General features: G+C 57.7%; 28 protein-coding genes and 6 pseudogenes. 21 read left to right on the top strand and 13 right to left on the bottom strand.

The window, feature by feature from the left end:
- Window positions 1-118 precede the first annotated feature (118 nt).
- Window positions 119-214 (bottom strand): annotated as a pseudogene (locus FHX16_RS27910) (LysR family transcriptional regulator); the annotation flags it as partial.
- A gap of 2 nt (window positions 215-216) precedes the next feature.
- Here FHX16_RS27910 and FHX16_RS27905 point away from each other — a divergent pair.
- The 6 genes and pseudogenes from FHX16_RS27905 to FHX16_RS31715 form a co-directional block, all read left to right on the top strand.
- Window positions 217-872, top strand: a pseudogene (locus FHX16_RS27905) (DUF1612 domain-containing protein); the annotation flags it as partial.
- 936 nt (window positions 873-1,808) lie between these two features.
- Entirely contained in the window at window positions 1,809-2,327 is a 519-nt protein-coding gene (locus FHX16_RS27900; protein WP_183758655.1) for a Dps family protein, read from the top strand.
- 30 nt (window positions 2,328-2,357) lie between these two features.
- Entirely contained in the window at window positions 2,358-2,825 is a 468-nt protein-coding gene (locus tag FHX16_RS27895; RefSeq protein ID WP_183758657.1) for a DUF992 domain-containing protein, read from the top strand.
- A 21-nt stretch (window positions 2,826-2,846) separates the two neighbouring features.
- Window positions 2,847-3,827, top strand: coding sequence for an alpha/beta fold hydrolase (locus FHX16_RS27890; RefSeq protein ID WP_183758660.1), 981 nt, complete (start codon window positions 2,847-2,849; stop codon window positions 3,825-3,827).
- A gap of 136 nt (window positions 3,828-3,963) precedes the next feature.
- A complete protein-coding gene (locus tag FHX16_RS27885) occupies window positions 3,964-4,215 on the top strand; it encodes a zincin-like metallopeptidase domain-containing protein (protein WP_281412093.1) in 252 nt (83 codons plus the stop codon).
- A complete protein-coding gene (locus tag FHX16_RS31715; protein WP_405049332.1) occupies window positions 4,205-4,426 on the top strand; it encodes a hypothetical protein in 222 nt (73 codons plus the stop codon). Before FHX16_RS27885 ends, FHX16_RS31715 begins: the two co-directional genes overlap by 11 nt.
- 542 nt (window positions 4,427-4,968) lie before the next feature.
- On the opposite strand, the gene FHX16_RS27880 is transcribed toward FHX16_RS31715, so the two are convergent.
- The 3 genes from FHX16_RS27880 to FHX16_RS27870 all read right to left on the bottom strand — a co-directional run bounded on the left by FHX16_RS27880 (window position 4,969) and on the right by FHX16_RS27870 (window position 7,454).
- Complete coding sequence (locus FHX16_RS27880) at window positions 4,969-5,970, bottom strand: NmrA/HSCARG family protein (protein ID WP_259131566.1); 1,002 nt, start codon at window positions 5,968-5,970, stop codon at window positions 4,969-4,971.
- Complete coding sequence (locus FHX16_RS27875) at window positions 5,954-6,913, bottom strand: NAD(P)-dependent alcohol dehydrogenase (RefSeq protein WP_183758662.1); 960 nt, start codon at window positions 6,911-6,913, stop codon at window positions 5,954-5,956. Before FHX16_RS27875 ends, FHX16_RS27880 begins: the two co-directional genes overlap by 17 nt.
- Before the next feature lie 130 nt (window positions 6,914-7,043).
- Window positions 7,044-7,454, bottom strand: a complete 411-nt coding sequence (locus tag FHX16_RS27870; protein ID WP_183758664.1) for a DoxX family protein — start codon at window positions 7,452-7,454, stop codon at window positions 7,044-7,046.
- Between the two features lie 113 nt (window positions 7,455-7,567).
- On the opposite strand from FHX16_RS27870, the gene FHX16_RS27865 reads away from it, so the two are divergent.
- The gene (locus tag FHX16_RS27865) at window positions 7,568-8,473 is read left to right on the top strand and encodes a LysR family transcriptional regulator (protein WP_183758666.1); all 906 of its coding nucleotides are present in this window, start codon (window positions 7,568-7,570) and stop codon (window positions 8,471-8,473) included.
- Between the two features lie 267 nt (window positions 8,474-8,740).
- Here FHX16_RS27865 and FHX16_RS27860 read toward each other — a convergent pair.
- Window positions 8,741-8,862, bottom strand: a pseudogene (locus FHX16_RS27860) (bifunctional methylenetetrahydrofolate dehydrogenase/methenyltetrahydrofolate cyclohydrolase); the annotation flags it as partial.
- Window positions 8,863-8,925: 63 nt separating this feature from the next.
- On the opposite strand from FHX16_RS27860, the pseudogene FHX16_RS27855 reads away from it, so the two are divergent.
- A pseudogene (locus FHX16_RS27855) lies at window positions 8,926-9,190 on the top strand (type II toxin-antitoxin system RelE/ParE family toxin).
- A gap of 139 nt (window positions 9,191-9,329) precedes the next feature.
- On the opposite strand, the gene FHX16_RS27850 reads toward FHX16_RS27855, so the two are convergent.
- Genes FHX16_RS27850 through FHX16_RS27840 form a run of 3 tightly spaced genes read right to left on the bottom strand, consistent with a single transcriptional unit; the run spans window position 9,330 to window position 10,827 of the window.
- Window positions 9,330-9,677 carry a nuclear transport factor 2 family protein gene (locus FHX16_RS27850; protein ID WP_259131561.1) on the bottom strand — a complete coding sequence of 116 codons (348 nt, stop codon included), beginning with the start codon at window positions 9,675-9,677 and terminating at the stop codon, window positions 9,330-9,332.
- 4 nt (window positions 9,678-9,681) lie between these two features.
- Window positions 9,682-10,071 carry a VOC family protein gene (locus FHX16_RS27845; protein WP_183758668.1) on the bottom strand — a complete coding sequence of 130 codons (390 nt, stop codon included), beginning with the start codon at window positions 10,069-10,071 and terminating at the stop codon, window positions 9,682-9,684.
- Between the two features lie 15 nt (window positions 10,072-10,086).
- Window positions 10,087-10,827 (bottom strand): SDR family NAD(P)-dependent oxidoreductase, encoded by a 741-nt coding sequence (locus FHX16_RS27840; RefSeq protein WP_183864850.1) that lies wholly within the window; start codon window positions 10,825-10,827, stop codon window positions 10,087-10,089.
- A 1,021-nt stretch (window positions 10,828-11,848) separates the two neighbouring features.
- Between FHX16_RS27840 and FHX16_RS27835 the strand changes: the two genes are divergently transcribed.
- Together FHX16_RS27835 and FHX16_RS27830 are read left to right on the top strand one after the other, a co-directional pair.
- Window positions 11,849-12,127 (top strand): DUF1778 domain-containing protein, encoded by a 279-nt coding sequence (locus FHX16_RS27835; RefSeq protein ID WP_015633362.1) that lies wholly within the window; start codon window positions 11,849-11,851, stop codon window positions 12,125-12,127.
- The gene (locus FHX16_RS27830; RefSeq protein WP_259131557.1) at window positions 12,124-12,651 is read left to right on the top strand and encodes a GNAT family N-acetyltransferase; all 528 of its coding nucleotides are present in this window, start codon (window positions 12,124-12,126) and stop codon (window positions 12,649-12,651) included. The genes FHX16_RS27835 and FHX16_RS27830 overlap by 4 nt, the downstream gene beginning before the upstream one ends.
- A 125-nt stretch (window positions 12,652-12,776) precedes the next feature.
- Here FHX16_RS27830 and FHX16_RS27825 read toward each other — a convergent pair whose 3' ends face one another.
- The 4 genes and pseudogenes from FHX16_RS27825 to FHX16_RS27815 all read right to left on the bottom strand — a co-directional run bounded on the left by FHX16_RS27825 (window position 12,777) and on the right by FHX16_RS27815 (window position 16,031).
- On the bottom strand, window positions 12,777-13,877 hold the full coding sequence (locus tag FHX16_RS27825; RefSeq protein WP_246712819.1) for a hypothetical protein: 1,101 nt from the start codon (window positions 13,875-13,877) through the stop codon (window positions 12,777-12,779).
- 383 nt (window positions 13,878-14,260) lie between these two features.
- Window positions 14,261-14,593 (bottom strand): annotated as a pseudogene (locus FHX16_RS31710) (AAA family ATPase); the annotation flags it as partial.
- 17 nt (window positions 14,594-14,610) lie between these two features.
- Entirely contained in the window at window positions 14,611-15,096 is a 486-nt protein-coding gene (locus FHX16_RS27820) for an ABC-three component system middle component 2 (RefSeq protein WP_183864851.1), read from the bottom strand.
- Window positions 15,084-16,031: an ABC-three component system protein gene (locus FHX16_RS27815; RefSeq protein WP_246712820.1), complete on the bottom strand. Its 948-nt coding sequence runs from the start codon at window positions 16,029-16,031 to the stop codon at window positions 15,084-15,086. The genes FHX16_RS27820 and FHX16_RS27815 overlap by 13 nt, the downstream gene beginning before the upstream one ends.
- A gap of 280 nt (window positions 16,032-16,311) precedes the next feature.
- On the opposite strand from FHX16_RS27815, the gene FHX16_RS27810 reads away from it, so the two are divergent.
- The 6 genes from FHX16_RS27810 to FHX16_RS27785 all read left to right on the top strand — a co-directional run bounded on the left by FHX16_RS27810 (window position 16,312) and on the right by FHX16_RS27785 (window position 20,670).
- A complete protein-coding gene (locus FHX16_RS27810; protein ID WP_183758676.1) occupies window positions 16,312-16,902 on the top strand; it encodes a TetR/AcrR family transcriptional regulator in 591 nt (196 codons plus the stop codon).
- Between the two features lie 67 nt (window positions 16,903-16,969).
- A complete protein-coding gene (locus FHX16_RS27805) occupies window positions 16,970-17,596 on the top strand; it encodes a hypothetical protein (RefSeq protein ID WP_183758678.1) in 627 nt (208 codons plus the stop codon).
- Window positions 17,597-17,705: 109 nt separating this feature from the next.
- Entirely contained in the window at window positions 17,706-18,557 is an 852-nt protein-coding gene (locus FHX16_RS27800; RefSeq protein WP_183758680.1) for a cytochrome b/b6 domain-containing protein, read from the top strand.
- The gene (locus tag FHX16_RS27795) at window positions 18,557-19,333 is read left to right on the top strand and encodes a molybdopterin-binding protein (protein ID WP_183758705.1); all 777 of its coding nucleotides are present in this window, start codon (window positions 18,557-18,559) and stop codon (window positions 19,331-19,333) included. The genes FHX16_RS27800 and FHX16_RS27795 overlap by 1 nt, the downstream gene beginning before the upstream one ends.
- A gap of 414 nt (window positions 19,334-19,747) precedes the next feature.
- Window positions 19,748-20,332: a DUF308 domain-containing protein gene (locus tag FHX16_RS27790; protein ID WP_183758683.1), complete on the top strand. Its 585-nt coding sequence runs from the start codon at window positions 19,748-19,750 to the stop codon at window positions 20,330-20,332.
- A gap of 41 nt (window positions 20,333-20,373) precedes the next feature.
- Window positions 20,374-20,670 carry a chorismate mutase gene (locus FHX16_RS27785; protein WP_183758685.1) on the top strand — a complete coding sequence of 99 codons (297 nt, stop codon included), beginning with the start codon at window positions 20,374-20,376 and terminating at the stop codon, window positions 20,668-20,670.
- Window positions 20,671-20,737: 67 nt separating this feature from the next.
- On the opposite strand, the gene FHX16_RS27780 is transcribed toward FHX16_RS27785, so the two are convergent.
- The gene (locus tag FHX16_RS27780; protein ID WP_183758687.1) at window positions 20,738-21,601 is read right to left on the bottom strand and encodes a LysR family transcriptional regulator; all 864 of its coding nucleotides are present in this window, start codon (window positions 21,599-21,601) and stop codon (window positions 20,738-20,740) included.
- A gap of 108 nt (window positions 21,602-21,709) precedes the next feature.
- Between FHX16_RS27780 and FHX16_RS27775 the strand changes: the two genes are divergently transcribed.
- The 5 genes and pseudogenes from FHX16_RS27775 (at window position 21,710) to FHX16_RS31705 (ending at window position 24,679) form a co-directional block, all read left to right on the top strand.
- Window positions 21,710-22,534, top strand: a complete 825-nt coding sequence (locus FHX16_RS27775) for an oxidoreductase (protein ID WP_183758689.1) — start codon at window positions 21,710-21,712, stop codon at window positions 22,532-22,534.
- 46 nt (window positions 22,535-22,580) lie between these two features.
- Complete coding sequence (locus FHX16_RS27770; RefSeq protein ID WP_183758691.1) at window positions 22,581-23,429, top strand: alpha/beta fold hydrolase; 849 nt, start codon at window positions 22,581-22,583, stop codon at window positions 23,427-23,429.
- Window positions 23,430-23,494: 65 nt separating this feature from the next.
- The gene (locus tag FHX16_RS27765; protein ID WP_183758693.1) at window positions 23,495-24,019 is read left to right on the top strand and encodes a VOC family protein; all 525 of its coding nucleotides are present in this window, start codon (window positions 23,495-23,497) and stop codon (window positions 24,017-24,019) included.
- Window positions 24,020-24,021: 2 nt separating this feature from the next.
- Window positions 24,022-24,395 (top strand): annotated as a pseudogene (locus FHX16_RS27760) (L,D-transpeptidase); the annotation flags it as partial.
- 35 nt (window positions 24,396-24,430) lie between these two features.
- Window positions 24,431-24,679: a Rid family hydrolase gene (locus tag FHX16_RS31705; RefSeq protein ID WP_348649651.1), complete on the top strand. Its 249-nt coding sequence runs from the start codon at window positions 24,431-24,433 to the stop codon at window positions 24,677-24,679.
- Window positions 24,680-24,789: the final 110 nt, after the last annotated feature.

Here is a 24,789-nt window from a genome sequence, read left to right as displayed (position 1 = left end):
AGAATGTGGCCGTGGGTCGACGTTCGGCGTGGAACGGATCGAAATCGACTTGCAGCTTTAGCGGCCTAGCGTAAGGCGGGCGAGTTGTGTCTGACAAGAAGATCTCAATCGTAAGGGCTCATACGCGAAATCGCATGGCATCCACAAAAGCCGAGAACGCCGGCGATTTCTGTTTTCTGCTGGGATAAAATAAGTGATATCCTTAATATATCGGGCACCATTCAGCGCGATGCGCTGCGCACCCGTCGTCGCATCTGTGGCCAGTTACCGGATTGGGCGCTGTCGGCGGACGGCGTTCGGACGCTGCGACAAACCTCCGAAATTATGTCTGCTGACACCGGTGATACGCTGACTGTCGCCGCGACCTGACGGGCGGTTGCGATGGATGCGGAGGGGGAGGAGGATGATGGTGATGACACCAAAGATCTGCCCGGGGTCGACTACGCTGCCATAGATGCCCTGCTGGCCCGATCGGAGGCAGCGATCGAACGAGCCAGGAAGCCCGGCCGGGCTCCGGCCGATCCGATGATCTATGATCTCGACTGGGATGAGGACGCCCGGCTTGATGAATGGCGCGGCGTGTGGCACCAGGCCGAGCATCTGCCGGCGGTGCTGCAGGCGATCATCGCCTTCGATGCCTGGAACGAGCTTTCCGTCCTTCAGTACGCGCCCTGGCTCGGCCGATTGTCTTCTCCGCGTCGATTCTCCGGGAGGCGGGCATCACCACCGACGCCTATCTCGCCGCCATCAACCTTGGGCTCAAAACCATCCCCGTCGATCGGCGCCGGCATCACGATCGTGAAACCCGGCTACTTGCCATTGCTCGGCCTGCGCGAGATCACGGGGTGGGGGAGGTTTCGAGCATGGGGATAATGTGAACATTATCTCTCGCCTCCTCTGCGGCTTTAAAGGGAGGCAATTCAGACAAGAGCCTTAGTGTCGTCGTTCGGGACGCTGAGCGCGTAACCGAACGCCGACATTCGAGTAAACAGTAATTGAGGACACCATGCACGAGACATTCCGGGCATTCACCGAAAACTTGGACCCGAAATTCGAAGCTCTTATGGCTCAAGCGCCGGTCACAGACACAATCTTGCGTCCGGACTTTAAGGGTTCGGGCATCTATATGTTTTCGGGAGGCGGGAATAGCCTCTACGTCGGCCGCACTCGCGATGTGCTCAAGCGCTACGGCCAGCATACCCGTCGATCCAGCGGCCACAACAGCGTCCTCAATGCGTTGAGCGCTGGACAGCGGGGTCTTCACGAAGTTAGCGAGCCACGCCCCGCAGCTTTGCCACGAACACGCAAAGGTTTATCGCAGTAGGCGGAGCGACCGCACTTTCAACGGCTTTCAATGCATCCCAGCGGCCGGGGTGATGGTCGTACCGTTCGACACCGTCCGGGCGTGATCTTTCATGTCGGTACGTCTTGAGGATTGTGGCTCTTAAATGGCAGCGGGTGCGGGCGCGTCCATAAAGAAAACAGCGGCGACGGCACCCGGCAAACGCGAAACCCGGGCATAGGTTACCGAACCGTCAGTGCGTCAAGAAAATGGCCGGCTCCGGACGTGGGAGAGGACTCCGAAGCCCACAGCTTGTTCAAGCCGATCGCCCCGGGGGAGGAGTGAAGCGATGGGCAAAGACTAGTTTGGTCCAGCACCTCGGAAAACTACACTAAGGTATTGGCCCGCCTGTATGAATAGCCGATTTCGCCGCTGCCGCTCTTCTCCATATCCTCCATGCCGATCAGACGGCCGCAACCACTACCGTCTCGTGATTGTCCAGTAGACCGCGCCAAGGAGAATGATTATGGATACGATCACAGCCACCAGAACCCGCACGCTTCCGCTCGCCACCCCGACCGATCTCGGCGTCGATGCGACCCGCGAAGTATCCGCCGCGCTGACCGCGTTGCTGGCGGACGTTTTTACCCTCTACATCAAGACTAAGAACTTCCACTGGCATATCTCCGGTCCGCATTTTCGCGATTACCACCTTCTGCTCGACGAGCAAGGGGCGCAGATTTTCGCAATGACGGACGATATCGCCGAGCGGGCCCGCAAGATCGGCGGGACGACCGTCCGCTCAGTCGGCCATATCAGGCGCCTGCAGCGTCTACTCGATAATGACGCAGATTTCGTTGCGCCCGACGACATGCTTGCCGAACTTCGCGAGGACAACAAACAACTAGTAGCAATCCTTCGGCAACTGCACACCCTGACTTCGTGTTGCAACGACCACGCCACAACCAGCCTGATTGAAAACTGGATCGATGAAACGGAACGCCGTGTGTGGTTCCTTTTCGAAACGACGCGCCGCGCGCACTGAACCCCCGATTTCTCCAAAAAGGATTACCCGATGAAACATTCCGTCTTCTATTTGCTGGCTGCTGGCATGCTCGCCGCTCCCGGCGTTTCCCGCGCGGAGCGTGCCGAAGTCGGTCTGCTGGACTGCGATGTGTCTGCCGGGATTGGCGTCATCGTCGGCACCAAACAGGACCTGCACTGCACGTTCAGGCGGAGCGATAGCGGGCCTGTCCAGCATTACTCGGGGAGCATCACGGAGTTCGGCCTCGATGTCGGAACCGTCGAAACGGGCCGCATGGCCTGGCTGGTCTACAACGCCACACGCGAATCCGTGGGCGGTCTGCAGGGCACCTATGATGGTGTGACCGCCGGCGCCAGCGTGGGCGTGGGCGCAGACGCCCACATCCTCGTCGGCGGAAGCTCCAGGACCGTAGCGCTGCAACCCGTGTCCATCGAGGGAGACACAGGGCTCAACCTCGCCGTCGGCGTTGCCTCGCTAACGCTGCACCAGACCCCGTAAATCCCAACCGGAGCCAATGCGATGAGCGACAATTCGGTTGAACCGGCGATCACCAGAAGGCACGCCCTGCTGGCCGGCGCCGGCCTTTCCGCGACGATGACAATGCCGTCGCTCGCCTTTTCCAAAACCACCAAACCATCGAAAGAAGGAGTATTGCCAATGACCAGCAGCTTCGTGGAAACCCAGGACGGCGTCCAGATCTTCTACAAGGACTGGGGCCCAAAGGAGGCGCGACCCATCGTATTCCACCACGGCTGGCCGCTCTCCTCCGATGATTGGGACGCCCAGATGCTGTTTTTCCTGCAGAACGGCTTTCGTGTCGTGGCCCATGACCGCCGCGGACACGGGCGCTCCTCGCAAGTCAGCGACGGGCACGACATGGACCACTACGCCGCCGATGCCCACGCTGTGGTCGAACATCTCGATCTTAAGGGCGCCGTTCACATCGGCCATTCCACAGGTGGCGGGGAGGTCGCCCGCTACGTGGCGAAATTCGGTCAGCCTGCGGGGCGCGTCGCCAAGGCCGTGCTCGTCAGCGCTGTTCCCCCGCTGATGCTGAAGACCGATGCCAACCCCGAAGGCCTGCGCCTAGAAGTCTTCGACGGCTTGCGTTCGGCGCTTGCGGCAAACCGCGCCCAATTCTTCCGCGATCTTCCGTCCGGGCCCTTCTATGGCTTCAACCGCAAGGGTGCGATCGTATATGAGGGCGTCATCCAAAACTGGTGGCGTCAGGGCATGATGGGCAGCGCAAAGGCGCATTACGAAGGCATCAAGGCGTTTTCGCAAACCGACCAGACGGAAGACCTAAAGGGGATGTCAATTCCAACGCTGGTGCTCCACGGCGACGACGACCAGATCGTGCCGCTTGCTGATGCCGCGCTGAAATCGATTAAGCTTCTCAAGAACGGCAAGCTGAAGGTCTACCAGGGCTATCCTCATGGCATGCTGACGACCCACGCAGAGGTTGTCAATCAGGATCTGCTGGCCTTCGTTAAGGCTTGAGACCAAAGCATCCGCCGCCGGACAAGAAGCTGACTGTCCGATGAGCCGGCGTTCACCACCTTCCGCTAGGTCGGTAGGAGCGATAACGGCGTCCGCCGCAAGATGAAATGGATCTTGCTGCGGCCGTTGTCGCTGTCTGACCCCCGCCATCGCCAGGTTCTTTGCTAGGTCCTTAGCTGTTCGCTACGGCGGCAACCAAGCCTTCTTCAGCCCGGCCGGGGATCATATCAAGATGCCGCTTTTTGGTAGCTTCAGGGATGTGGCTTCTTCTATGCGACACCGGGTCATGAGGTGGCTTACCGGACGGCGCTCCCGCACCGGTCGGCCGCGACCTCACCTGGTGTTCGGAAGACCGGAGCAAGAGAGCCCGGGAAGAACTGGTAGCTGAAGCTTCGAGTTGCTTCCTTTCCGCCAATTTCGGGACTAGTTCGAGAACTGGAGCCGCGGCCGGACCGTGTGTCCTATTTTCAGTCGTGTGGTTGAAGGTGGTCTCCGACGACAAGCGGGCGATCTTTCAGGCGCCCGCGAATGCGCAGCGCGCTGTCGCCTACCTGCACGGCCCTCAACCGGCTGCAGGCAAAGAACGGGAGGCCGCATGATAGCGACGCCCTCGTCCTTCCGCCTGTTAATGCTCGTCTTTTCGGCCATAAAATGCTGCGGTGTCGGCTCCATGCCCCCCTCGTTATTTGCGACAGGACTCCCCGAGCCGCCAAAGTCCGCCTTACCCGTACCTCTGGGCATGGCAGCGCGAAGAGGGCGAAAGGGAAGGCCGGAAGCCTGTCTCGATTTTATGGTGCTGGCCATTCAAATGTTGGTCAGACCACCTTCTCATCCTGGCGCTTTCCAGCACGCAGCCGCGCGCCGGCCAGACGGAGCTCGAGATCCCGCAGCTTGAATGCCGGCGCGCTGGAATGCGCGACTTGAGACGCCTGATTACCATGTCGAAGGTCAACCACGATATCGCGGAGCTACTACAAGCCGAACTCGCCGCTCATGAGCGCACGGCCAAGCATTCCGCACGACCGGGAGCGTGCGCCAGGCCCAGCGACATAGCCACGTCCGGAAGCCATAAGCCGCCGGCGTGTTGTCGTTGTCATCGGCATTGCCGTATCTCGGTTATTAACCCCTATGCCGAGCCCTTTTACATCGGTCCAGTCGGATGTCGGAAGTGCTCTCGCGCCCACGCGACAAACTTCGTCGGCTGTTTGCCAGATACAACGTTTGCGAGCTCGAAGTCAGCGACGGTGAACGTGCCCATGTAGGTATGCGCCTCAAAGTAATCGAAAGTGGCTTCCACCTCAGCTGGAAAGACGCCACGCGGTGCACGGGCAAACGAAAATTCGTGTTCGAGCTGCCGAAGGGTATCGATCACCTCGTTGAAGCTTAGAACGTCACCGACAAGAGGCAAGTATTGTCCATTGCCTACCTCTGCAGGACGGCTGAACGCCCCTGCAACAATGTCGCCGAACTCGTTGATGTCGCCCATGTGAATGCTGCGCGAGTTCGGGTTGAGCGGAAGGGTCCAGCCACAAGAACCGTCTGGACGCTGCTGCGGCGCCATGACCGATAACAAATTTTGATAATAAAAAGGTGGCACTACGAACGTGTGGTGCGTAAATCCGGCGGACCGCACGATATGGTCAACTTTAGCCTTACCGGTGTAATGGGGAACGTGGAAACGACCCCCACTTATTGTATCAACATTCGGCAAGGTCGACCAAATTAGGTGTTGAACACCGGCCGCCTTGGCGACCTCAATTGCGGTTGTTGCCTGCTTGATCTCGTCGGTTCCCTCTTGCCAGAAATTCGTCACGAGGAAGAGCCCGTGCGCACCTGAGAGCGCCGATATAAGAGTTTCGGGTCGGTCAAGATCAGCCTCGACGACTTCGTCGGCAATGTCGCTATGCTCTCTGGGGTGACGAGTGAGGGCACGGGTCTTGAATTCATTGTCGGTCTTGAGGGCGCGCAAGACAGCCCCTCCCTGCTGGCCGGTTGCGCCGACGACGGCGATAGTCTTCTCAGTTGTGGAGGACATATTCGTTCCAAAATCCAGATTGAGTTTACGGGTCGGGGTCGCATTTCGCGGCGTTCCCGATTTTCGCGAGTTCGAAAAAGCACTCTTTCGTCTAGGCTTGGCGGTCACCTTCAATGTCGACGATGATCTTGCCAAAAGGCGCGCCGCGAACCTGTTGTTCGAATGCGTCTCGTGAGCTCTCGAATGCGAAACGCTTTCCGATAATTGGATGGATGTCGCGCCTTTCGATGAAAGCATTCATTTCCTCAAAGAGCTTACGCGAGCCGACCCGGACGCCGCGCACGTTGACCGTGCCGCCAAGGATGAGCATGGGGTTCAGCACTCGCTTAGGGTTCATCAAACCGACAAAATGCACCGTGCCTTCCCGAGCTGTCGCGGCGATTGAGCGCTCTAACGTGTCAGGCCCGACGGCATCGACGACGTGCTCGACGCCCCATCCCCCGGTGAGTTCGCGGGCGCGCAAGTGCCAGTCAGGTTCGTTCTTGTAGTTGACGACGTGGCTGGCGCCGACGTCTTTGGCGCGGGCCATTTTTTCATCACTAGAGGAGATAACGATTGTCTTTGCTCCAAGCGCGTTTGCGAATTGCAACGCAAAGAGGGCGACGCCACCTGTTCCAGTGATGAGCACTGTTTCCCAGGCGCGAACATTTCGAACTGCGTTCCAGGCGGTGACCGCGGCACATGGAAGTGTAGCAGCTTCCTCGTAATTGAGGTTCTCAGGCAGTCGGACCAAACCCTCCTCATGGAAAGCTCTAAATTCTCCAAGGACCCCATCGATCCCGTGTCCCAGTGTCGTGCTGGAATCAACCGCATGTGAGGGGATGGGGCCATAGATCCAGTCCTGGACGAAGTTTCCCACTACCCGGTCGCCCACCGCGAAACGACGGACCAGTGGGCCGACGGCCACGACCTCACCTGCGCCGTCCGAAAGTGGGATTGTGGCGCGGGAGAGTTGAATTCCATCCTCCCCGTTGAGGTAGAAGCTATCCTTGTAGTTGACGGACGCAGCTTGCATCCTCACCAGCACTTCGTTTTGTGCGAGTTCGGGCATGGGCTCCTCGGATAGACGGAGCCCGTCAATATGCGGAGTTGTAAGTCTGAAGACACGCATTTTAGATGCTTTCCTTGGCTTACCACGGGCTCCGCCGCGGTGCAGCGGATGGCCTGTGGCAAAAGATAGATTATGCGGCGGGGGAGCGATCGGAGGTTGGTCGTCCGTCCAAGCTAAGTGAACCCGAACCGAAGGCGATGATCTGCAACAACCCGCCAGCGATCGCGATGTTCTTTAGAAAATTCGTCGACTGCATCTGGTCCGTCAGGTCGGCGTGAAATGCGAATGCTGTGACGATACAAAAGAGGGCCAGTATGCCCGCCGCCATCCGTGACTTAAAGCCGGCAAGAAGGAGCACGCCACCGCCGACTTCGATAATGATGGCGATCAGATAGGCTAGATCGGGGAGGGGCAGGCCGGCGGAAACGATGTAGCCCTTGACCATGGCGGCGTTGGTGATTTTGGCGAGACCGCTCACCAGAAAAATGATGCTAATGAGCAGGCGACCGATGGCTGGAAGATAGCGCAAATTGTTGGACATTGGAGAGATCTCTCATGTTGAGCAGTCACTGGAATAGTTCTGGCGATTAGCTAGACGGAAACGGACTACACAAAAAGCTGGATAATCTTGCGCAATTTGTTCTAATAACTGGGATGATTACCCCGCACCCACCCACCCTAGAGCAGCTTCGAGTTTTCCTCGCGATCGCGGACACCGGCAGCTTCGCGGGAGCTGCTCGCAGCCTTAACCGAGCGACATCTGTCGTGAGCTACCAACTCGCGAACTTGGAAGCCCAGCTAAGTCTCTCGCTGTTTGATCGTCGAACGGCGAAAAGGGTGAGCCTCACGGAGGCCGGTCGAGCACTATTGCCAAGTGCAAGGGCCATCACAAGAGAGGTCGGCGGGTTGCTAACCCGCACCAGAAGCCTCTTGCAGGGCGAAGAGGCTGAAGTCTCTTTCGCCGTTGACGTAATGATGCCGATCCCAGCACTCACCGAAATCCTCAACGCCTTCAGTGCTGCCTATCCGTCCGTTACCATGCGATTGCATGTTGAAGCTGTCGGCGCGGTAACGCAACTCGTCCGCGACGGGGTCGCCGACCTCGGTATCAGCGGGCCTGTGCCGGCGACGGCAGATGGTTTGGAGTTTGTTCCGCTTTGCTCGATTGCCGTGGTTCCGGTCGCGGCCCCCAGTCATCCCCTCTCTGCGGAGAAAGACGGCGCAATCGCTGAAATTAAGGCGCGCAGGCACGTGCAGCTTGTCCTGTCGGATCGATCCAAACTCTCGCAGGGGCGGGATTTTGGCGTGCTTTCCGAACAAACCTGGCGGCTGGCCGACCTTGGCGCAAAGCACGCACTGCTGCTAGCAGGGGTCGGTTGGGGATCAATGCCTGAGCCGATGATACGCTCGGACATGGAGGCCGGGCGACTGGTGAGGCTACCGCTCAATTTGTGGAAGGACGCTCGCTATCAGTTCAGAGTAGTCCAGAAGTCTGACAAGGATCTGGGACCGGCCGGTCAATGGCTGTTGGATAGGGTTCAACAGGGCGAAATTGGCTGAGCACAAGCCCAAGGTCATGCGATCGAGATCTCCGTGCGTGGTGAAACCGTATACTAATAGACAATCAACCCGTGGCGTAATCCGAATGGCTCCGCACAGCAATCGGCGGCTACCGCCAAGAAAGCAGGAACCAAAACCGCTGCTGCGAGCTTAAACTCGAGCAAGTATTATTCCGCCCCAGATTGACCGTGCCCATTCGCCCGCCGTTGGCGCCGCCGAAAAAGTTTCGCCTGACCGTGCAAACTCTCGAATGGTCGATATGTTTTGTCATGTGGCAAGCCCGGCTGCACGGTGTGCAGTGATTACGGATTGGCCATGAACAATGCAATTGTCACAGGACCGACGCCACCGGGAACAGGGGTGATCGCGGCGGCGACTTTAACTGCCTCCAAGTGGGCTAGCGAGTTTGCCGAAGCCACCGCTCGAGCCGAGACCAGCCGCGGAAGCGATTGATGCCATTCAGCCTTTCGATCCAAGCGGAAGAGGAGCATCTTCGGAGCACTCATTGCCAAACGATATCACGATGAGCTTTTTGCCTTGCTCGAACTCATCGTCACCAACCCAAGAATGGCGCGCGAACGCCATGAGATTTCTCCTCCTGTCAGGATCCATCCGTTCAAGGCGCACCTTGTGGTGTATCGCATCATCGAAGACGGGAGCATGTTCGTGATCCGTATCCGCCACGGCCATGAAGATTGGTCGGGAGACTGTTTCTAATCAAAGCCTTCGACGCATTCATAATGTGCTGGTCGCGAGTTCGAATCCGATCAAGGCGTTCAGATGTAGCACGACTGGGTCTGCCTATCGCTTTTAATCCAGTGATGGGTACCCGCCTAAATGACATTACCACGTCCGCCTATTCAAGATCGGCGTCGATCCGCGAGATTAGCCCTTCCTCGTCGAACGCGATGTCGAGCCGACCGATCTCATGACCAAAATCTCCGGTGAAATCCACGTTGGCACGAACCCGGTTCTCGTCGAGCGCCTCGATCGATAGTAGGCGGGTCACAGTGTGGTAGCCGATGAAGTAGCGCTCGATGTAGTCGCGGATGCCGGCATGGCGGTCAAAGCGCTCGCCGGTTGAAGGATCGTCGATCACGGCGCGCGACGTGAAGAGGGATAGTACAGCTTCGACGTCGAAGGCATTGGTGGCGCCGATGAGGGCGTCAACCTTCGCTCTCATGATGGGAATGTCGGTCATCATCTCACTATCCATGCTGCCAGCTCTTGTTGACGAATTCGAGCGTATGGCCGTCGGGATCTGCAACCTGCGCGGCGTAGTAGCGTGGATCGTAATGCAACTGCGGACCTGGTTTGTGGATTTCGAGCGCGCCCGCAGCAACATGTGCGGCATCGACCATCGCTTCTGAATCGGCAGCGAAGCCGATATGCATCGAGCCTGGCGCAGTCTCGCCCTTGCGCAGCCAAAAGATGAAGCGACCGTTCTTGCCGAAACCCTTGAGGTCGGGATGGCCCGGAGGGCCATCCTTTCCGGCATAGTCCAAGCGCTGGGTGATACCGAGGGGGCCAAGCGTTGCGGTGTAGAAGACAATCGAGCGTTCGACGTCGGCAACCGTGGGAACTATGTGATCGAGCATCGAGAGCCTCCCTTGTCAGATAATGTAGCCGCCGGCCACTTCGATGTTCTGGGCGTTGATGTACCGGTTATCGTCAGACAGAAGGCTGGCGATGACGCCGCCAATCTCTTCCGGTTCACCAACGCGTCCCAGCGCGATCATGCCCGCCAGCGTGGCTTCAAACTCCTCGTTCAAGCCGCCAAGCTCGGTGCGGATAGCACCCGGCGAGACGGAATTTGCCCGGATCTTCCGGTCAGCGAATTCCTTGGCCATATAGCGGGTCAGGACTTCAAGGCCGCCCTTAAAGGAGGCATAGGGCGCCACGCCGGCAAAGGCGACACGCATGGTGGCACTGGTCAGGTTGATGATATGTCCGCCATCGACGATCAATGGCAGCAGCGTCTGGGTGAGGAAGAACGGGCCTTTCAGATGCACGGCGAACAGGCCGTCGAATTCCTCTTCGGTGACGCTGACGATCGGATTGTAAAGGCCATGGCCAGCATTGTTCACGAGGAAGTCGAAGTCGGTGCGGGCGAAGCTCGTCCGCAGAACCGATGCGACCTCTTCGCGGAAAGCGAGGAAGGAGCCGACATCGCCGACATCGAGCTTGAGGGCGACGGCGGTGCCGCCGCCAGCCGCGATCGAGGCAACGAGCGCGTCGGCTGCAGCCGGGTTTCTGTTATAGGTGAGGACAACACCCATGCCGCGCGCGGCGCAGATTTTCGCCGTGCTGGCACCGGTGCCGCGGCTGCCCCCGGTGATAATGACGACCTTCATTTTGCTTCTCCATTGCCTCAGTGACGATGGGCAAGGGATAGTTCGTGGCGGGAAAAACCGCTGTCCGGGTTCTCTTCCGTTATTGCCTATTTCTGCTTCATGCTTGCGATGTGCTCTCTTGAAGTCCGTTGTCTTAACGCCGCGAACTTGAAAGGAACACAATCCGTGGCTATCTATAATGCACTGGCGTCGCTGGTGAGTGTCCGAAGGGATGTTCGCGATAGCTAAAGTCGTTTCCTGCTTTTGACCACGGATGTACTGGCACTGGTATGAGGAGCGACATGAGAAGGTCGGTGCGAATTCGCCCCGGCCTTTTTTGTTGCGCCAGCATCCAACGCCTGTCAGGGCTATCGGTTTTTCTTGTTGATCCCGAGCAACGCCAAACCCATCTATACAGTATGCCGAAACAGAAGATTATCATCGCTCCCGCCCTCGTGGAGACCTGGACACTGTCGCCCGCCGCCACGTTCGGCTCGGCTGTCCGCGCCATTTAATCGTAAGAATGCGCCCGTTCCGGCTGGTAATGGCACCTAATTGGAGATTTTTCGGTGCGATTTTCGACGCTTGACGCCTACCAATTCGGAAATAACCTTTTGTAATCTTTGGAATTTCTGATTAAGCTTAACCGTAGGCAGCCATCTTTTCCCCGGCGGCGAATCTCACATTAAGTGCCAAAATCGAAACCAGAATCTCAACTTAAGTGTCCAATCTCAATTTAAGTGCCGCGCTATCTTGTTGAAATAATTGCATGCCGAATCTTACGATTAAATGCCAAACGACAGCAGACTTTGCGTCCGTACTGGGCGTCAATTGGCGAGATCAGGCGCCCATTGCCCTTGAGGGCGTTCGCGATGGTCTGCAGATCGCTGAACAGCTGACCGGTGATCCCAACGTTCTTCACGCCCTGAGGCGAGCCAAGAAGATATAGAGGTGCGCCTGGGCGATCTGTACGCCTTGAAGGCGCACACCATTGACGACGAGGAGACTTTCGCCTATATTCCATTGAGAGATGGAGGCCGACATGCCGAGCATAGCGAACGAGAACAGCGAGCGTATGAGTTTGAGGGTGCCTGCCACGGCCAAAGCTAAACTCGTGCGCGCTGCGGCACTTCGTAATACCGATCTGACGGATTTCGTGACGCAATCCGCGCTGCGAGAAGCAGAGGCTGTGATCGAGGAAGCCGAGACGATCAAAGTGTCGAAGCGCGATCATCTTCGCATTCTTGAGCTTCTGGAAAATCCGCCTAAACCTAACGCCAAGCTGCGCGCGGCGATTGCCGGTTTGCCTGGCAGCCTATGACTTTACCTGCATGGCATGAGGAACCGATCGCTAAGTCTCACGGTCGGGCAGTCTTCGATTGCGGCGACGGTCAGATGAACGAGTTTTTGCTCCGGTTCGCCCGACAGAGCCATGAGCAGAATGCCTCGAAAACCTTCTGTGCTATCGACGACGCAGTGCCCGGCCGTATTCTTGGGTTCTATACGATCGCGCCCTCGGCAGTCGAGCATGCGACTGTGCCAGATGCAATGACACGCGGTCTTGCCCGCCATGACGTGCCAGGCTTCAAGCTCGCGCGATTGGCTACCGACCGCGCGGTTGCCGGGCAGGGACTGGGAGGCCGGCTCCTAGTCGCCGCAGCGCTCCGCTGCCTGCGACTTGCAGGAGAGGGCGGGGGACTTTTACTGATCATCGATGCTAAAGGCGAGCGAGCGGCCAACTGGTACGCTTCCTATGGTGCCGAACCGCTGAAGGACAAGCCGCTAACTCTCGTAATGCCGCTCATCACCTTTGCGGCCGACTTGCGTGCTAAAGGTCTCCTTTGATCCCGTATGGCGCCCGAATACGGTTGATTTCGCCGCAAGCGAACTATCGCATCGTGATGATCATCTTGAGGATAAGCTATATCACCAATGACCATATGGCGAGCCGGGCGCCTTCGGCGGCCCGGCTAGAGAGGAAAAAGGCCTAAGCGGCCTTCATCAGCCATTCCGGAGAAATGAATGACCCGATTGCCGAGTTCGACATCGGACGGTGGATCCATGTTCTCAACGATGATGGCTTGTCGGTCGCTCTCTAGGCCGAGAAGGTATCTGTAAAAGTTCCCATTTAGGTTGGTTTCGCTGAGATCGTCCTCTGCACTGTCGGGCTCGCGGTAAGACAGCAGAGGAGAGTCAAGCACAACGATCCCGGGGTGAGGGAGATCGTTGTCGGCGCAATATTGAATAAGAGAAATCGTAAACGCCGACTGCGTAATGGCCCTGAGCCCTTTTCCGTAGGACGTTCTCGCTTTCCCGGACACCACAAAATCTTTGGCGGTTGTGTCGAAGTGCACATGCTCGACCGTCGGGAAACCCCATTGCCGGAGCACGCTTTCAACACGTTCCGCGAACGGGGCGACCACGGTACTTGTTAGGCGATTGTTGGATGTGGCATCGCCCGCTCCCCCTTCGTTCTGCCGTTCCAGGTTGGCCTTGCGACTGGTGAGATCATTCAGATTTCTGAAGAGACCGAGCGCTTCGCGTACATTCGCGCCCTTGTCCGCGAGCTCTTTGTATGTCGCGCGTTGTCTTCTAAGGTCCGGTGACACAACGGTCTCGATCTCAATCGAGAGTTCGCTCAGTGAATTCCTCATATTGGGAAGGGATTTCCGAATTGATTGCGCCTCCGCGTTCAACGCGGCGATTGTCGTCGTCAGCTCGGATTGCCGAGACTCGATTTTTTGCATCTCCGCCTCGGCCGCTGCGACGGTCACCGCTACATCGCCGTGGCAGACCGCACTGGGATTGTGATGGTCGGGCGAAGCACCGCATGTCGCGCAGACCTCCTGTCGGAGAACCGAAAAAAAGCTACCCGCCTCGCGGATACCTAAGAGGCGCTCATAGTCCGAATCGTAGTGGTCCCGTAGAAGATTGAAGCGGTCAAGCAGAGTGGCAATTTCCGTGTATCGATCGTTGGTAATCTCGAGCTTTTGGATGATGGCCCGCCTTCTGGACGAGATCGCCTTGAATTTTTCCTCGGTGAAAGCGAGCTGCTCGGCGCGATTGTCCATCGCTCTCGTAAGCCGCTCCTCCTGATCAGACAGTCGCGTGAGCCGGATATTGTCGTGATACGTTTTTGAGCGTCCGCGATCAGCTGATCGAGAAGATCGATTTGGGCCAGTCGCTTCTGATCTTCGGTGGACGTGCTTTTGCGTGACAGGAGCGCTGTGTCATCGACGCCGGTCAACAACATCGTGAAGACGGACGTATTTGCCGTATTCGCCGTATAGTTGCCATTGGACAAGGGCGAACGCTTCTGGATGATCTCCTCCTCGTTGACGATCGCCAGCCGCGCAATGTTTCGGAAGCTCAGCGCCTGCGTTTCATCCTTTGCGTTCTTTTTGATCCGCTTACCTGAAAGGCCGATCTTGGAGAGAAGAAACGACGAGAGGTTCGCCTCATCGCGGTCGTTGTGAATTTCACCACTCCCCTCAGCATCCGGGATCGACGTGTGCAGGCCCTCGAATGACTGGAACTGTCCACCGGCCATGCTTCGAAGCAATGTCGTTTCCGATCCGTCGTCGAAAGCAATCGCAAGCAGTACGCGACCATAGCCGTTCGCCTGCGGGATATCGGGGAGAGGGCCTTTGCCACCGAGCATAAAATCGATAGCTTCGACAACATAGGACTTCCCGGTGTCGGAAGCCCCATAGACGACGTTAAGGCCGGACTGAAACGAAACGACCGCCGGTTCTTTTCCTGAGCCGTAAAAGGAAAGGTGACGGATCTGGAAGCCTGAATACGTCAGGGTCCGGATGCTTCATCTTGAAATTCAGAGACCCAGTTGGTGAGAAGATCGCGCATCAGATCGTCAAAAGCCTCATCGTTGTAGTCCTGGAAGTAACCTGCGAGCCATTCGGCGCGCTCGTACAATTGGCGGAGATATGGCGTCTGAAGCGCGGTGACAAAAAACTCCGCATTGTCTCCGGCCTGAAACAGGATCCCACTTGCATCGATAACCTGCTCGACTAGCCTTCGGGACATCATCAGGGCTACGGCAGATTGAACGGACTTTCTACGGACCTGCGTGACAGGTGACATAATCGGTGTCGGGGGATGCAGGTCCGCTGGTCCGTCGAGGACACTGGTTCGCACGACAAGATAATCCATCGCGGTCAGCCGGTTCAGATCTACCGCCTGGGGGAAATGCGCGTGCAGAACGAAGACGGCCCTCACCCCCGTTTCGAGCGAACCGTTGAAAGCCGAGGCCGTAGACATTAGCGACGCCATGTCAGCTTCCCATCGTTCGCAAGCTGATGACAGATCCCCCGACGGTCGGTGGGAAAAGCGCTTCTGTTCAGAGGATGAGCGTCAAGAACCAAGGACTGCGCTTTCTCGGTTACGGCGACGACGCGCGCATATCCGTCCGAGTGTTCGCCGTCGTGAGTGTCCAGGACTCCGCCGAGTATCTCGGTCTGCAAGCCCTCGAAAGTACCAGGCTCCACTTTCTCACGCACGAAGACCCGCAGGGACTCCGCATGATAAAAGGCCTCGCGAGAGCGATGAAAATGGAATTTCAAATTCCCCCACTTATCGAGATGCGAGACCGAGGCGATCGTCTCGCCTTTGTGCTCTGCATAGGCATCGAGCAGCTTGCTTGTATAGGTTGCCTCCGTCTCTCCGATCTCGACAGGGACAGTGTCGGGCCGCGGACGGGAGGGCAATCCGCCACCGAAGCGGCCGATGTGATAGGGCGTTCTGGAATGGGCTTCGATGATCGTTCGAGGTTGCTCGGCCGAAAAGATCCAAAAATCGAAATCCCTGACGGAGTCGAGAAATTTTCCCTCCAGGGCGACCGACCCAGTCGAGGTGATTTTTCCGGAGATGGCTTTGTCCCATTCCGCAAGAACCTTCGCTTTCAGCTTGTCCGCATTGGAGAGCAACAGCGACAACGATGTCGAAGCGCCTTTAGGCGCGATGAACCGGCATGCTCTCGGAGCTTTGTATTCTCCTGAGAAAGAGTACCAGAGCATCTTCCCGATCTCAGGCGCGACCACGCCGAAACTCAAGGGTGAGGTGTAGTGCTTGCACTGGTGATTGTCCCAGATGCCGAGCAGCTGGTCCGCGTCACAGAAGCCAGCAATATCGATGCCTTTGTCTCCTGCACCGGTCGGCCGCATAACGTTGACATATGTGGTTTTGAGCGAATGGACCCATTTCGTCAATGAACGTTTCCCATTCGCTGGCTTCATAAATCTGGATGATCTTGACAGGGTCAATCTTTGGCCCGTTCTCGAAATCGCGTGCCAGAAGGATTCTAGCTGACGGCAGGTCTTTCATCGCATTCTCTCTGCACTTTAATGCCCGGACCGGGCGACCATTTGGATCTCGTTCGCATGCCCGCCCATAGCGCCGTGGCCACTAACGATTTGTTAACCACACAAATTGAGGAACCCGCAAATACTCGCTATTGACGGCCTGCCTACTAGAAGGTAGATCAGCTGTATGAGCAATCTTTCGACCACCTCGGACGACATTCTGGCGTCCACTAGAAACCTTCTGATAAGCGGCGGCTACAATGGCTTCAGCTACGCCGATATCTCGGAGATTGTCGGTATCCGCAAGGCAAGCATTCATCATCATTTTCCTAGCAAGGTCGATTTGGTGCGTGAGCTGGTCAAGCGTTATCGGGAGGATGGCCAGGCAAGCGTGGCAGTCCTTGAGCAGAAGGTTCCGAATGCTCTGGACATCCTCAAGGCTTATGCAAACCACTGGGCTGCATGCATTGAGGATTCCAGCAGACCCTACTGTGTCTGTGCTATGCTTGCCAGTGAACTGCCTTCCCTCCCCACGGAAGTCGCAACCGAGGTGACGAACTTTTTCCGCTTCATCTCCTCGTGGCTGGCTTTGGTCATGGAGCGCGGTTCCAAGCAGGGCGAACTGAGTCTAACCAGTGCGCCGCATGTTGAAGCCGAAACATTTCTAGCAACCGTATACGGGGCAATGCTTTCGGCGAGAGCCTATGGGAAGCCGGAAGTGTTCTCAATGATACTCGAACCTGCCCTCAATCGTCTCACGCCAACAGTCTCTCACTAATCCTGCGTGGCAAGGCTACTCGGGTCAAATGCGTCCATTTAAACTACCAACTAGTAGGAAGATAAAAATGAGAAGTGTTTTCCCTCCTTTGGCCCTCGGGTTGACCAGCATCCTTTCTGTAACTGTCCTTGCGGCACCCGCATCTGCCGAAGATAAGAAAGCCGCGCCGATCCATGTCCGCGGCAGCATCGTCGACTACCAGGGGTCAACGCTCAAAGTGAAGACCCGCGAAGGCGAGCCAATCGATGTCGCGCTTGCCGACGCCTGGAAAGTCGCCGGCGTTGCCAACGCCAAGGTCACCGACATCAAGCCGGGCGATTTTGTGGGTATCGCATCATTGCTAAAGGCCGACGGCGGCGATGGCGCGCTTGAGGTCCTCATTTTCCCGCCGGCAATGAAAGGCACAGGCGAGGGGAGCTACGGTTGGGATCTGAAGCCCGACAGCAGCATGACCAATGCGACGGTCGCGGATGCCGTTAAAGGCGTCGATGGCCGGACTGTCACCGTGACCTATCATGGCAAGGAAAAGAAGATCGCCATTCCGGATGGGACACCGGTCGTGACCATCGCCGCGGCCACCAAGGATGATCTCGTTCCTGGCGCCGTTGTCTTCATCACAGCTGAAAGAGCCGCAACAGGCCCTATCGCCCATCAGGTGGTCGTCGGCAAGAATGGCGTGGTTCCACCCATGTGAAGACCACGCCGTCACTGGCCGGAGCAGCCGCCTTACTGCTCCGGCCAGTGACTACAGATCGACGCTGCTTGGTCTGCAGCCGCGAAATGCACAGATGAAAGACGCTGAGATGAGCGCAGACGCTTCCAATGACAATGTTCAATATCCTCGGACGATCTTTATCCGCCGCCACTCCGTCGTGACCCGGCTCACGCACTGGCTGAACGTGCTTTGCCTGAGCTTCCTTCTTTTGAGCGGGCTTCAGATCTTCAATGCCCACCCGGAGCTTTATTGGGGTCATTATGGCGCGAACGGCGACCCCGCCGTCCTGACAATCGGCTCCGACGACGATGCAGGCACGCCAAGCGGCTTCGTGCGTGTCGCAGGGCTACAGTTTCCTACAACTGGCGTCTTGGGTGTTTCCAATGTTGATGGGGAGCCGACCGCGCGAGCTTTCCCGTCCTGGGCAACAATCCCGTCGTTTCAGGATCTTGCGGCCGGCCGTCGCTGGCATTTCTTCTTTGCCTGGCTGTTTGTGATCAATGGTATTCTCTACGTGGGATTCAGCCTGCTGAGCGGACATTTCAGGCGAGACCTGACGCCAAAGGTGCACGAACTCTCGCCTCGCCATCTCGGCCGCGAGGTTCTCGACCACGCTCGTCTCCGCTTCCCGGAAGGGGAGAAGGCCAGGCATTATAATGCACTTCAAAAGCTCACCTATCTGGCCGTCATTGTCATTTTGCTGCCGCTGATGGTGCTCACAGGTTTGACAATGTCACCGGGCGTCGGTGCCGCTCTGCCGTCCCTTGTCGATATTTTCGGCGGACGCCAGTCCGCGCGCACGATCCATTTCATCACAGCGTCGGCGCTTGTCATCTTCGTGATCGTGCACGTGGCAATGGTGGTCCTGTCCGGGACCTGGAACAACATCTGCTCGATGATCACCGGACGCTATGCGATCCAGGAGAAAGGCCCACAATGATGAGCAAGCTTTTCACCCGACGCCGCTTTCTCATCGGCGGCACGCTCGGGGCCAGCGCCCTTACTCTCTCTGGCTGCGACCTCTTGGACCAGAACGCAGACGTCGCCAATGTCCTTCGCTCAGCCGAGCACCTGACCATGAAAGCCCAGAGGCTGCTTCAGGGGCGCGATGCACTGGCGCGCGAGTTTGACGAAAAGGACGTTTCCCCCTCCTTCCGTGTCAATGGAACGAGTGCTCCCGACAGCGATGAATATGCGGAACTGTTGGAAGGTGACTTCGCAAACTGGCGACTGAAGATCGACGGTCTTGTTGATCGGCCTCGAGAGATTTCGCTCATAGATCTGAAGGCGCTTCCTTCCCGCATCCAGATTACCCGCCATGACTGCGTCGAAGGCTGGAGCGCCATCGGCAAGTGGAGAGGCGGTCCACTCGCCCATCTGTTGCGCCTTACCGGGGTCAAGCCGACGGCGCGCTACGTCGTATTGCATTGCGCCGACGAGCTCGAAAAGACGCTCGATGGAAGCGGCCGCTACTATGAGAGCATTGATCTCATTGACGCGGTTCATCCGCAAACCATCCTCGCCTACGAGATGAACGGCCAGGACCTCAGCGTCGGCCACGGGGCGCCCTTGCGTCTCAGGGTCGAGCGGCAGCTGGGGTACAAACAGGCCAAGTACATCATGCGCATCGAACTGGTCGAGAGCTTCGCCGGCCTGTGGGGCGGGAACGGCGGCTATTGGGAAGATCGCGGCTACGAATGGTACGCCGGCATCTAAGGCCATCAAATGGCGAACCACAGGAAAACAATCCATGAGCCGACGCAAAGTCCAGAAAGTGATGCCGATTTCAGCAATTGCGCCTTCAAGACAGGTCGAAATCAACCAAACCAGTTCGATCCTCTCCGATCCTGAAGGCCGATGGGCGGCGAGGCGGCAGGAGGCGATCAGCGATGCCTTCGAGAAAAACATGCGCATCAAGGGTGCCCACGGCCGCGGGGCAAAGGTTTCCTCTCACTACGGCCCGCGTGACCTCGATAGGTCCAAGAAGTCAACCCGGAAACTCTCCAGCGAAAGCGATCGGATCGGCCGTACTGAATGGGACGAGAACACCCCCTTCGGCAGCATGTCGGCTTCATCTGACGACGCTAGCGCGAACCATCAATCAACCAGTTCAGAAAGTGGAAGAAAGCAATGTCGAACAACCAGACCTCCCGTGCCCCGCGCGGCAACGACCAGTGGCTTAAGAAGTACTACTTTACCAGAGCGGCCTTCTCAGTGCTGTGGGTCGCGGCTGCATTGACTGCCGGAGGGCATTCCTTTGCGGTGGCTGCCGCACTGCTGATCATCTATCCCGCTTGGGATGCAATTGCGAACGTTATCGATGCCACGAGGAGCGGTGGTCTTGCCGCCAACCGGAGCCAAGCGATCAACGTCGCGGCGAGCTCGGCTATGACGATAGCCGTGATGCTGGCGCTGACGATGAACATGAACTGGGTTCTCGGCGCTTTCGGTCTATGGGCGATCTTTTCAGGACTTTTGCAGCTTGGAACTGCGGTGCGGCGCTGGAGAACGAGTCGAGGTCAGTGGGCGATGATTTTGAGCGGTGGCCAATCCTCTGTGGCCGGTGCTCTCTTCATCTTCCAAGCGCAAATGCCGAAGGAGCCTTCTATCGCCACGGTCGCAGGCTACGCTGGTGTCGGTGCATTCTATTTTCTGGTGTCGGCAATTTGGCTGACGATCGCCCTGTCGCGTCGCAACATGCATGCCATCTCATAAGCGCTACCTCCCGCCAATGAAACCACGTGGATTATATTTCAATGATGACAGATGATGCGGCAGAGCAACTTGCTTCCTATCGGAGGACCATCGACAATCTAGATTCAGCACTCCTCTATATCCTAGCCGAACGCTTTCGCTGTACGGAGCAAGTCGGCCAATTAAAAGCCAAGCAAGCGTTACCGGCGATCGATAATGAGCGAGAGCGACGCCAATTGGATCGACTGATGAGCATCGCCCATGATGTTGGCCTCAGTCGGCACTTTGTCGAAGGGCTGATGACAATGATCGTGGGCGCTGTGGTGGAGCGGCACAGGGAGATTGCGGCCAAGAAGTAAGTTGTCTGTCGCGGCTGTACTACCGCAGCCGTGATTGGCGGGGAAAAATCGATCGTCTTCGGGCCGCTTACCATGCAGGGGCATTTGTGAGGTGGTCCGAGACGGTCGAGATAAACGCCCGAAGACGCTGAAGACGTCGCAGGTCCCGGTGATATCCCATCCAGATGTCTCGCGCCGGCGGGGGCTTAGGGAGCTCCAGTCTGCGAATACCCGGTATCTGATTGCCCACTGCGCGGGGCAGGACGGCGATCCCAACGCCCTGCTTGCACATTCGCCCTTGGACGTTTCGGTTATTTGATCGCAGTACGGGTCTCGCGTTCGGGAAACTCTCGACGAGCCAGGTTATATCGGGGAATTGCCCAGTCGAAGTATCGTGGGTGATCAGCCGGAAACCAGACCCGTCGCCATATTTAGGGTCAGGCGACTCCTCGGCGATGTAGACGCCGTATTCGAGCCTGAAGAGCCGCCGTTGAATGACATCGGCAGTGTCGAACGGAACGATGCGAAAGGCAACGTCGGCCTCCCTTTGGGCGAGGTTGAACAGGCGAGTGCCGGTCAGGATCTCGACGTCTACATTGGGGTAGGCTTTCGAGAAATCTGCCAGGATGGGAGGCAGGACATAGGCCCCGAACCAGTCTGCTGACGAGATGCGCAGATTGCCTTTGAGGGTTTGCTCCTGCCCGGCAAGCCGGCGCTCCATAGCCAGCGCGCCTTCTTCCATCTGCTCTGCCAGAGTGATGATCCCATGACCCTCCTCGGTAAGCACGAGACCGTCCGCGGTCCGCTGGAAGAGCGTGTGGCCGATCGCCTCCTCAAGGGCACGCAGCCGTCTGCCGACGGTGGGATGGCTGGTCTGAAGAGCACGCGCAGCGCCGCCGAGCGTGCCGGATCGCGCAATCGCAAGGAAGATTTTTACGTCACTCCATTCCACGGCCAAACCCTTACAAAAATGAACATTGAAAATACAAAACTGTCACTTCAAGTGCAAATATAAACATCTAGATTCAACTCATATTCCGAAAACAAGCGGAGAAACGTCATGAAAACATGGTTCATTACAGGCTGCTCGAGCGGCTTCGGACAACGGCTCGCGCTCGCTGCGGCACAGCGGGGCGATCAGGTTGTCGCTACTGCCCGCAACGTCAACTCGATCGAAGAAATGGCTCGGCCATTCGACGGCCGTATGATCACCTTGCCGCTCGACGTGACGGATGTAGCGGCAGCCAAAGCCGCAGTCTCAAAGGCGGTCGAGACATTCGGCGGCTTTGAGGTGCTTGTGAACAATGCCGGCTACGGACTGTTTGGCGCGCTCGAGGAAGGCAAACCCGAAGAATATCGACCGATGTTCGAGGTGAACGTTTTCGGTCTTATCGAAATCACCAGAGCAGCGCTGCCGACCTTGCGACGTTCGGGCGGAATGATCGTCAATATGTCGTCCGGCGCAGGGATCGCGGGCAGCGGCGGCGCAGCATACTACAATGCCGCCAAGTTTGCGGTTGAAGGGGTTTCCGAGGCGCTCGCCGGTGAGCTGAAGCCGTTCGGCGTCCGCGTGCTGATCGTCGAGCCTGGGCCGTTTCGCACTGATTTCCTTGGACGCTCGATCACGATGGCGGCCAAGGAAATGCCGGAGTACGCCGCGAGTTCGCGCAGGCACTATCGTGAAACGAACAACGGCAATCAAGCAGGCGATCCCGACAAGGCGGTTGCAGTTATCTTGCAGGCGGTCGACGCCGATAACGCCCCGCTTCATCTGCCGCTTGGGCCCGTCGCGCATTCGATCGCTGAGCGAAAGCTGGCTTCCTTCCGCAGCGAAATCGACGCTTGGCGCGATATCTCGATCGCCACCGATTTCGATCAGCACTGAGCGGGTCGTTAGCTCTGTTTAACATCAACATCGACGGGAAAAAGTTATGATCCCAACACTGGAAGGTTTTACCCAGCAACTGGTGCCGGTGAATGGCATCAAGATCAATGCCGTCACGGGCGGCTCTGGTCCCCCGATCCTTCTGCTTCACGGTTGGCCGGAAACCTGGTGGGAATGGCACCACGTCATGCCGCTGCTGGCCGAACAGTTCAGGGTGGTGGCGATTGATCTACGCGGCGCAGGCTTTTCCGACTGCCCGCTTGACGGCTACGATAAGGCGACGATGGCGCGCGACGCGCATAAGGTCATGGTCGCCCTTGAGCATCAACGCTATGCTCTATGCGGCCATGACATTGGTGGAATGGTGGCGTTGCCGCAGGCCGCTATCTATCGGGAGGCTGTTACCCATTTGGCCGTCCTCGATGTTCCGCTTCCTGGCTGGAGCCAGTGGGAAGCGACGACGGCAAAGATTTGGCACTTCGCCTTCCACATGAACCGTGACCTACCGGAACGCCTAATTTATGGCCGCGAATATGACTATGTTTCGGCGTTCATGGCCGAGCGGTTCTATGATCACAGTACCTTTAATCCTGAAGACCTCGAGATCTACGCGAAAGCAATGGCACTTCCTGGTCGCACGCGCGGTGGCATGGAATGGTACCGCACACTGACCGCCGACCATGCGGCCGCGCTCGAGTACAAAAAGCGACCGCTTGAGATACCCGTTTTAGGTCTCGGCGGGGAGCAGCGTTTCGGTGCGCATATGGTCCCGATGCTCAAGGAGTTCGCCAGCAATGTGACAGGCGGCGCGGTTGCGCGGTGCAGCCACTATGTGGCGGACGAGCGCCCGCATGAAGTGGCCGCTGCTCTCATCGATTTCCTCAAGGCCAAGTGAACTCTGCAATCCGGGCAAATTGAGCCCGATCGCGTTCATCGATTGAACAAGAAAGGAAAACTGTCATGACTGCAATTCGCGGCGTCAATCACATCGGCATTACAGTGCCCGATATCGAGGCAGCAAAATCGTTCCTGGTGGAAGCCTTTGGCGGCCAGGTGATCTACCAATCGTTCGGGCCGCAGGATCCGGCCAGGCAGGGACCCGAGTTCGAGCGGGCCACTGGTGCTTACCCGGGAACGGTTGTGCGTGCGCAGGCGATGGTCAAGATCGGAACCGGGCCTGACATCGAGCTCTTCGAAATGCACGGCCCCAGACAAGCGCAACCGGTTACACCGAGCGACTTCGGCATTACGCATTTTGGTATCTATACCGACGACATCGACGCATCGGTAGAGCGCTTTGAGAAGGCCGGCGGAACAGCCCTCACGGCACCACGCGCTATTCCCTACGCAACCGAAAAAGGTCCTGGAAACAAGGTCTGCTATTGCCGCACGCCGTGGGGCGCGATGATTGAGTTTATCACAACGCCCGATCGCATGGCCTATCATGACCAGACGGATCTGCGCAGATGGCAGGACGAGGAATGAGCGTGAGCTTTGATACCTCGTTATCCCGCCGCAGCCTCCTGTCGCTTTCGGCAATGGCTGGAGCCTCTACCCTGGCGGGGTGCGTCTCCACCGCCAGCACGGGCCGGATGGTGGGGCGACAGTCGGCGCCTCTCCAGGATCCGATCGGCCCCTAGCTGTCATGTATGGTCCTATCGAGGATGGCGGCTTTCTGATCCCGGCGGTTCCCTACAAGCAGATCGATCCGCGCTACTAGCGTCAGCAGGTCCTCGACCCGAGTGGGGGCGAGGCGCCCGGCACGATCGTCGTCGACACCCCCTCCCGCTTCCTTTATCTCGTCCAGCCGGGCGGGACCGCGATGCGCTATGGTGTCGGCATCGGCCGCGAGGGCTTTGCCTGACAGGGCAACGGCGTCACTCAGTGGCGTCAGAAATGGCCCCGCTGGAAGCCGTCGTCGGCCAAGTCGGGCGCACCAAGGATCTCAAGATTATTCACGATCCTTCAGAGCAATTCAGAGCTATGTGGGACAATTTACGGATTGTCCTCGAAGCCGCTCATTGCACGTTCGATGACGTCGTGGAAACGACAAGCTATCAGTCGAAATGTCCGAGCAGATGGACGTGTTCCGGACTGTCAAAAACGAGGTGTTTCCGAAGGGAACCTATGCGTGGACCCGGATAGGTGTCTCTGAGCTGGTGACCTTGCCCCGTTGAAATAATCCATTTTGAAGTAAGCTCTGGCCCATTGAGAGGACCAGGGAATGAAGCGCAGCCGTTTCACAGACGAACAGA

It is taken from the genome of Rhizobium sp. BK661, from assembly GCF_024808825.1.
Lineage (GTDB): Bacteria > Pseudomonadota > Alphaproteobacteria > Rhizobiales > Rhizobiaceae > Rhizobium.
The sequence above is the reverse complement of the archived record's forward strand: the minus strand, read 5'-3'. Positions and strand labels throughout refer to the sequence as shown.

Excerpts from the sequence above, each read along its gene's own strand:
- FHX16_RS27900 (WP_183758655.1), top strand. The coding sequence starts at position 1,809 with ATGGATACGATCACAGCCACCAGAACCCGCACGCTTCCGCTCGCCACC.
- FHX16_RS27895 (WP_183758657.1), top strand. The coding sequence starts at position 2,358 with ATGAAACATTCCGTCTTCTATTTGCTGGCTGCTGGCATGCTCGCCGCT.
- FHX16_RS27890 (WP_183758660.1), top strand. The coding sequence starts at position 2,847 with ATGAGCGACAATTCGGTTGAACCGGCGATCACCAGAAGGCACGCCCTG.
- FHX16_RS27875 (WP_183758662.1), bottom strand. The coding sequence starts at position 6,913 with ATGCCCGAACTCGCACAAAACGAAGTGCTGGTGAGGATGCAAGCTGCG.
- FHX16_RS27870 (WP_183758664.1), bottom strand. The coding sequence starts at position 7,454 with ATGTCCAACAATTTGCGCTATCTTCCAGCCATCGGTCGCCTGCTCATT.
- FHX16_RS27865 (WP_183758666.1), top strand. The coding sequence starts at position 7,568 with ATGATTACCCCGCACCCACCCACCCTAGAGCAGCTTCGAGTTTTCCTC.
- FHX16_RS27850 (WP_259131561.1), bottom strand. The coding sequence starts at position 9,677 with ATGATGACCGACATTCCCATCATGAGAGCGAAGGTTGACGCCCTCATC.
- FHX16_RS27845 (WP_183758668.1), bottom strand. The coding sequence starts at position 10,071 with ATGCTCGATCACATAGTTCCCACGGTTGCCGACGTCGAACGCTCGATT.
- FHX16_RS27840 (WP_183864850.1), bottom strand. The coding sequence starts at position 10,827 with ATGAAGGTCGTCATTATCACCGGGGGCAGCCGCGGCACCGGTGCCAGC.
- FHX16_RS27835 (WP_015633362.1), top strand. The coding sequence starts at position 11,849 with ATGCCGAGCATAGCGAACGAGAACAGCGAGCGTATGAGTTTGAGGGTG.
- FHX16_RS27830 (WP_259131557.1), top strand. The coding sequence starts at position 12,124 with ATGACTTTACCTGCATGGCATGAGGAACCGATCGCTAAGTCTCACGGT.
- FHX16_RS27825 (WP_246712819.1), bottom strand. The coding sequence starts at position 13,877 with ATGGACAATCGCGCCGAGCAGCTCGCTTTCACCGAGGAAAAATTCAAG.
- FHX16_RS27820 (WP_183864851.1), bottom strand. The coding sequence starts at position 15,096 with ATGGCGTCGCTAATGTCTACGGCCTCGGCTTTCAACGGTTCGCTCGAA.
- FHX16_RS27810 (WP_183758676.1), top strand. The coding sequence starts at position 16,312 with ATGAGCAATCTTTCGACCACCTCGGACGACATTCTGGCGTCCACTAGA.
- FHX16_RS27805 (WP_183758678.1), top strand. The coding sequence starts at position 16,970 with ATGAGAAGTGTTTTCCCTCCTTTGGCCCTCGGGTTGACCAGCATCCTT.
- FHX16_RS27800 (WP_183758680.1), top strand. The coding sequence starts at position 17,706 with ATGAGCGCAGACGCTTCCAATGACAATGTTCAATATCCTCGGACGATC.
- FHX16_RS27795 (WP_183758705.1), top strand. The coding sequence starts at position 18,557 with ATGAGCAAGCTTTTCACCCGACGCCGCTTTCTCATCGGCGGCACGCTC.
- FHX16_RS27790 (WP_183758683.1), top strand. The coding sequence starts at position 19,748 with ATGTCGAACAACCAGACCTCCCGTGCCCCGCGCGGCAACGACCAGTGG.
- FHX16_RS27785 (WP_183758685.1), top strand. The coding sequence starts at position 20,374 with ATGATGACAGATGATGCGGCAGAGCAACTTGCTTCCTATCGGAGGACC.
- FHX16_RS27775 (WP_183758689.1), top strand. The coding sequence starts at position 21,710 with ATGAAAACATGGTTCATTACAGGCTGCTCGAGCGGCTTCGGACAACGG.
- FHX16_RS27770 (WP_183758691.1), top strand. The coding sequence starts at position 22,581 with ATGATCCCAACACTGGAAGGTTTTACCCAGCAACTGGTGCCGGTGAAT.
- FHX16_RS27765 (WP_183758693.1), top strand. The coding sequence starts at position 23,495 with ATGACTGCAATTCGCGGCGTCAATCACATCGGCATTACAGTGCCCGAT.
- FHX16_RS31705 (WP_348649651.1), top strand. The coding sequence starts at position 24,431 with ATGGCCCCGCTGGAAGCCGTCGTCGGCCAAGTCGGGCGCACCAAGGAT.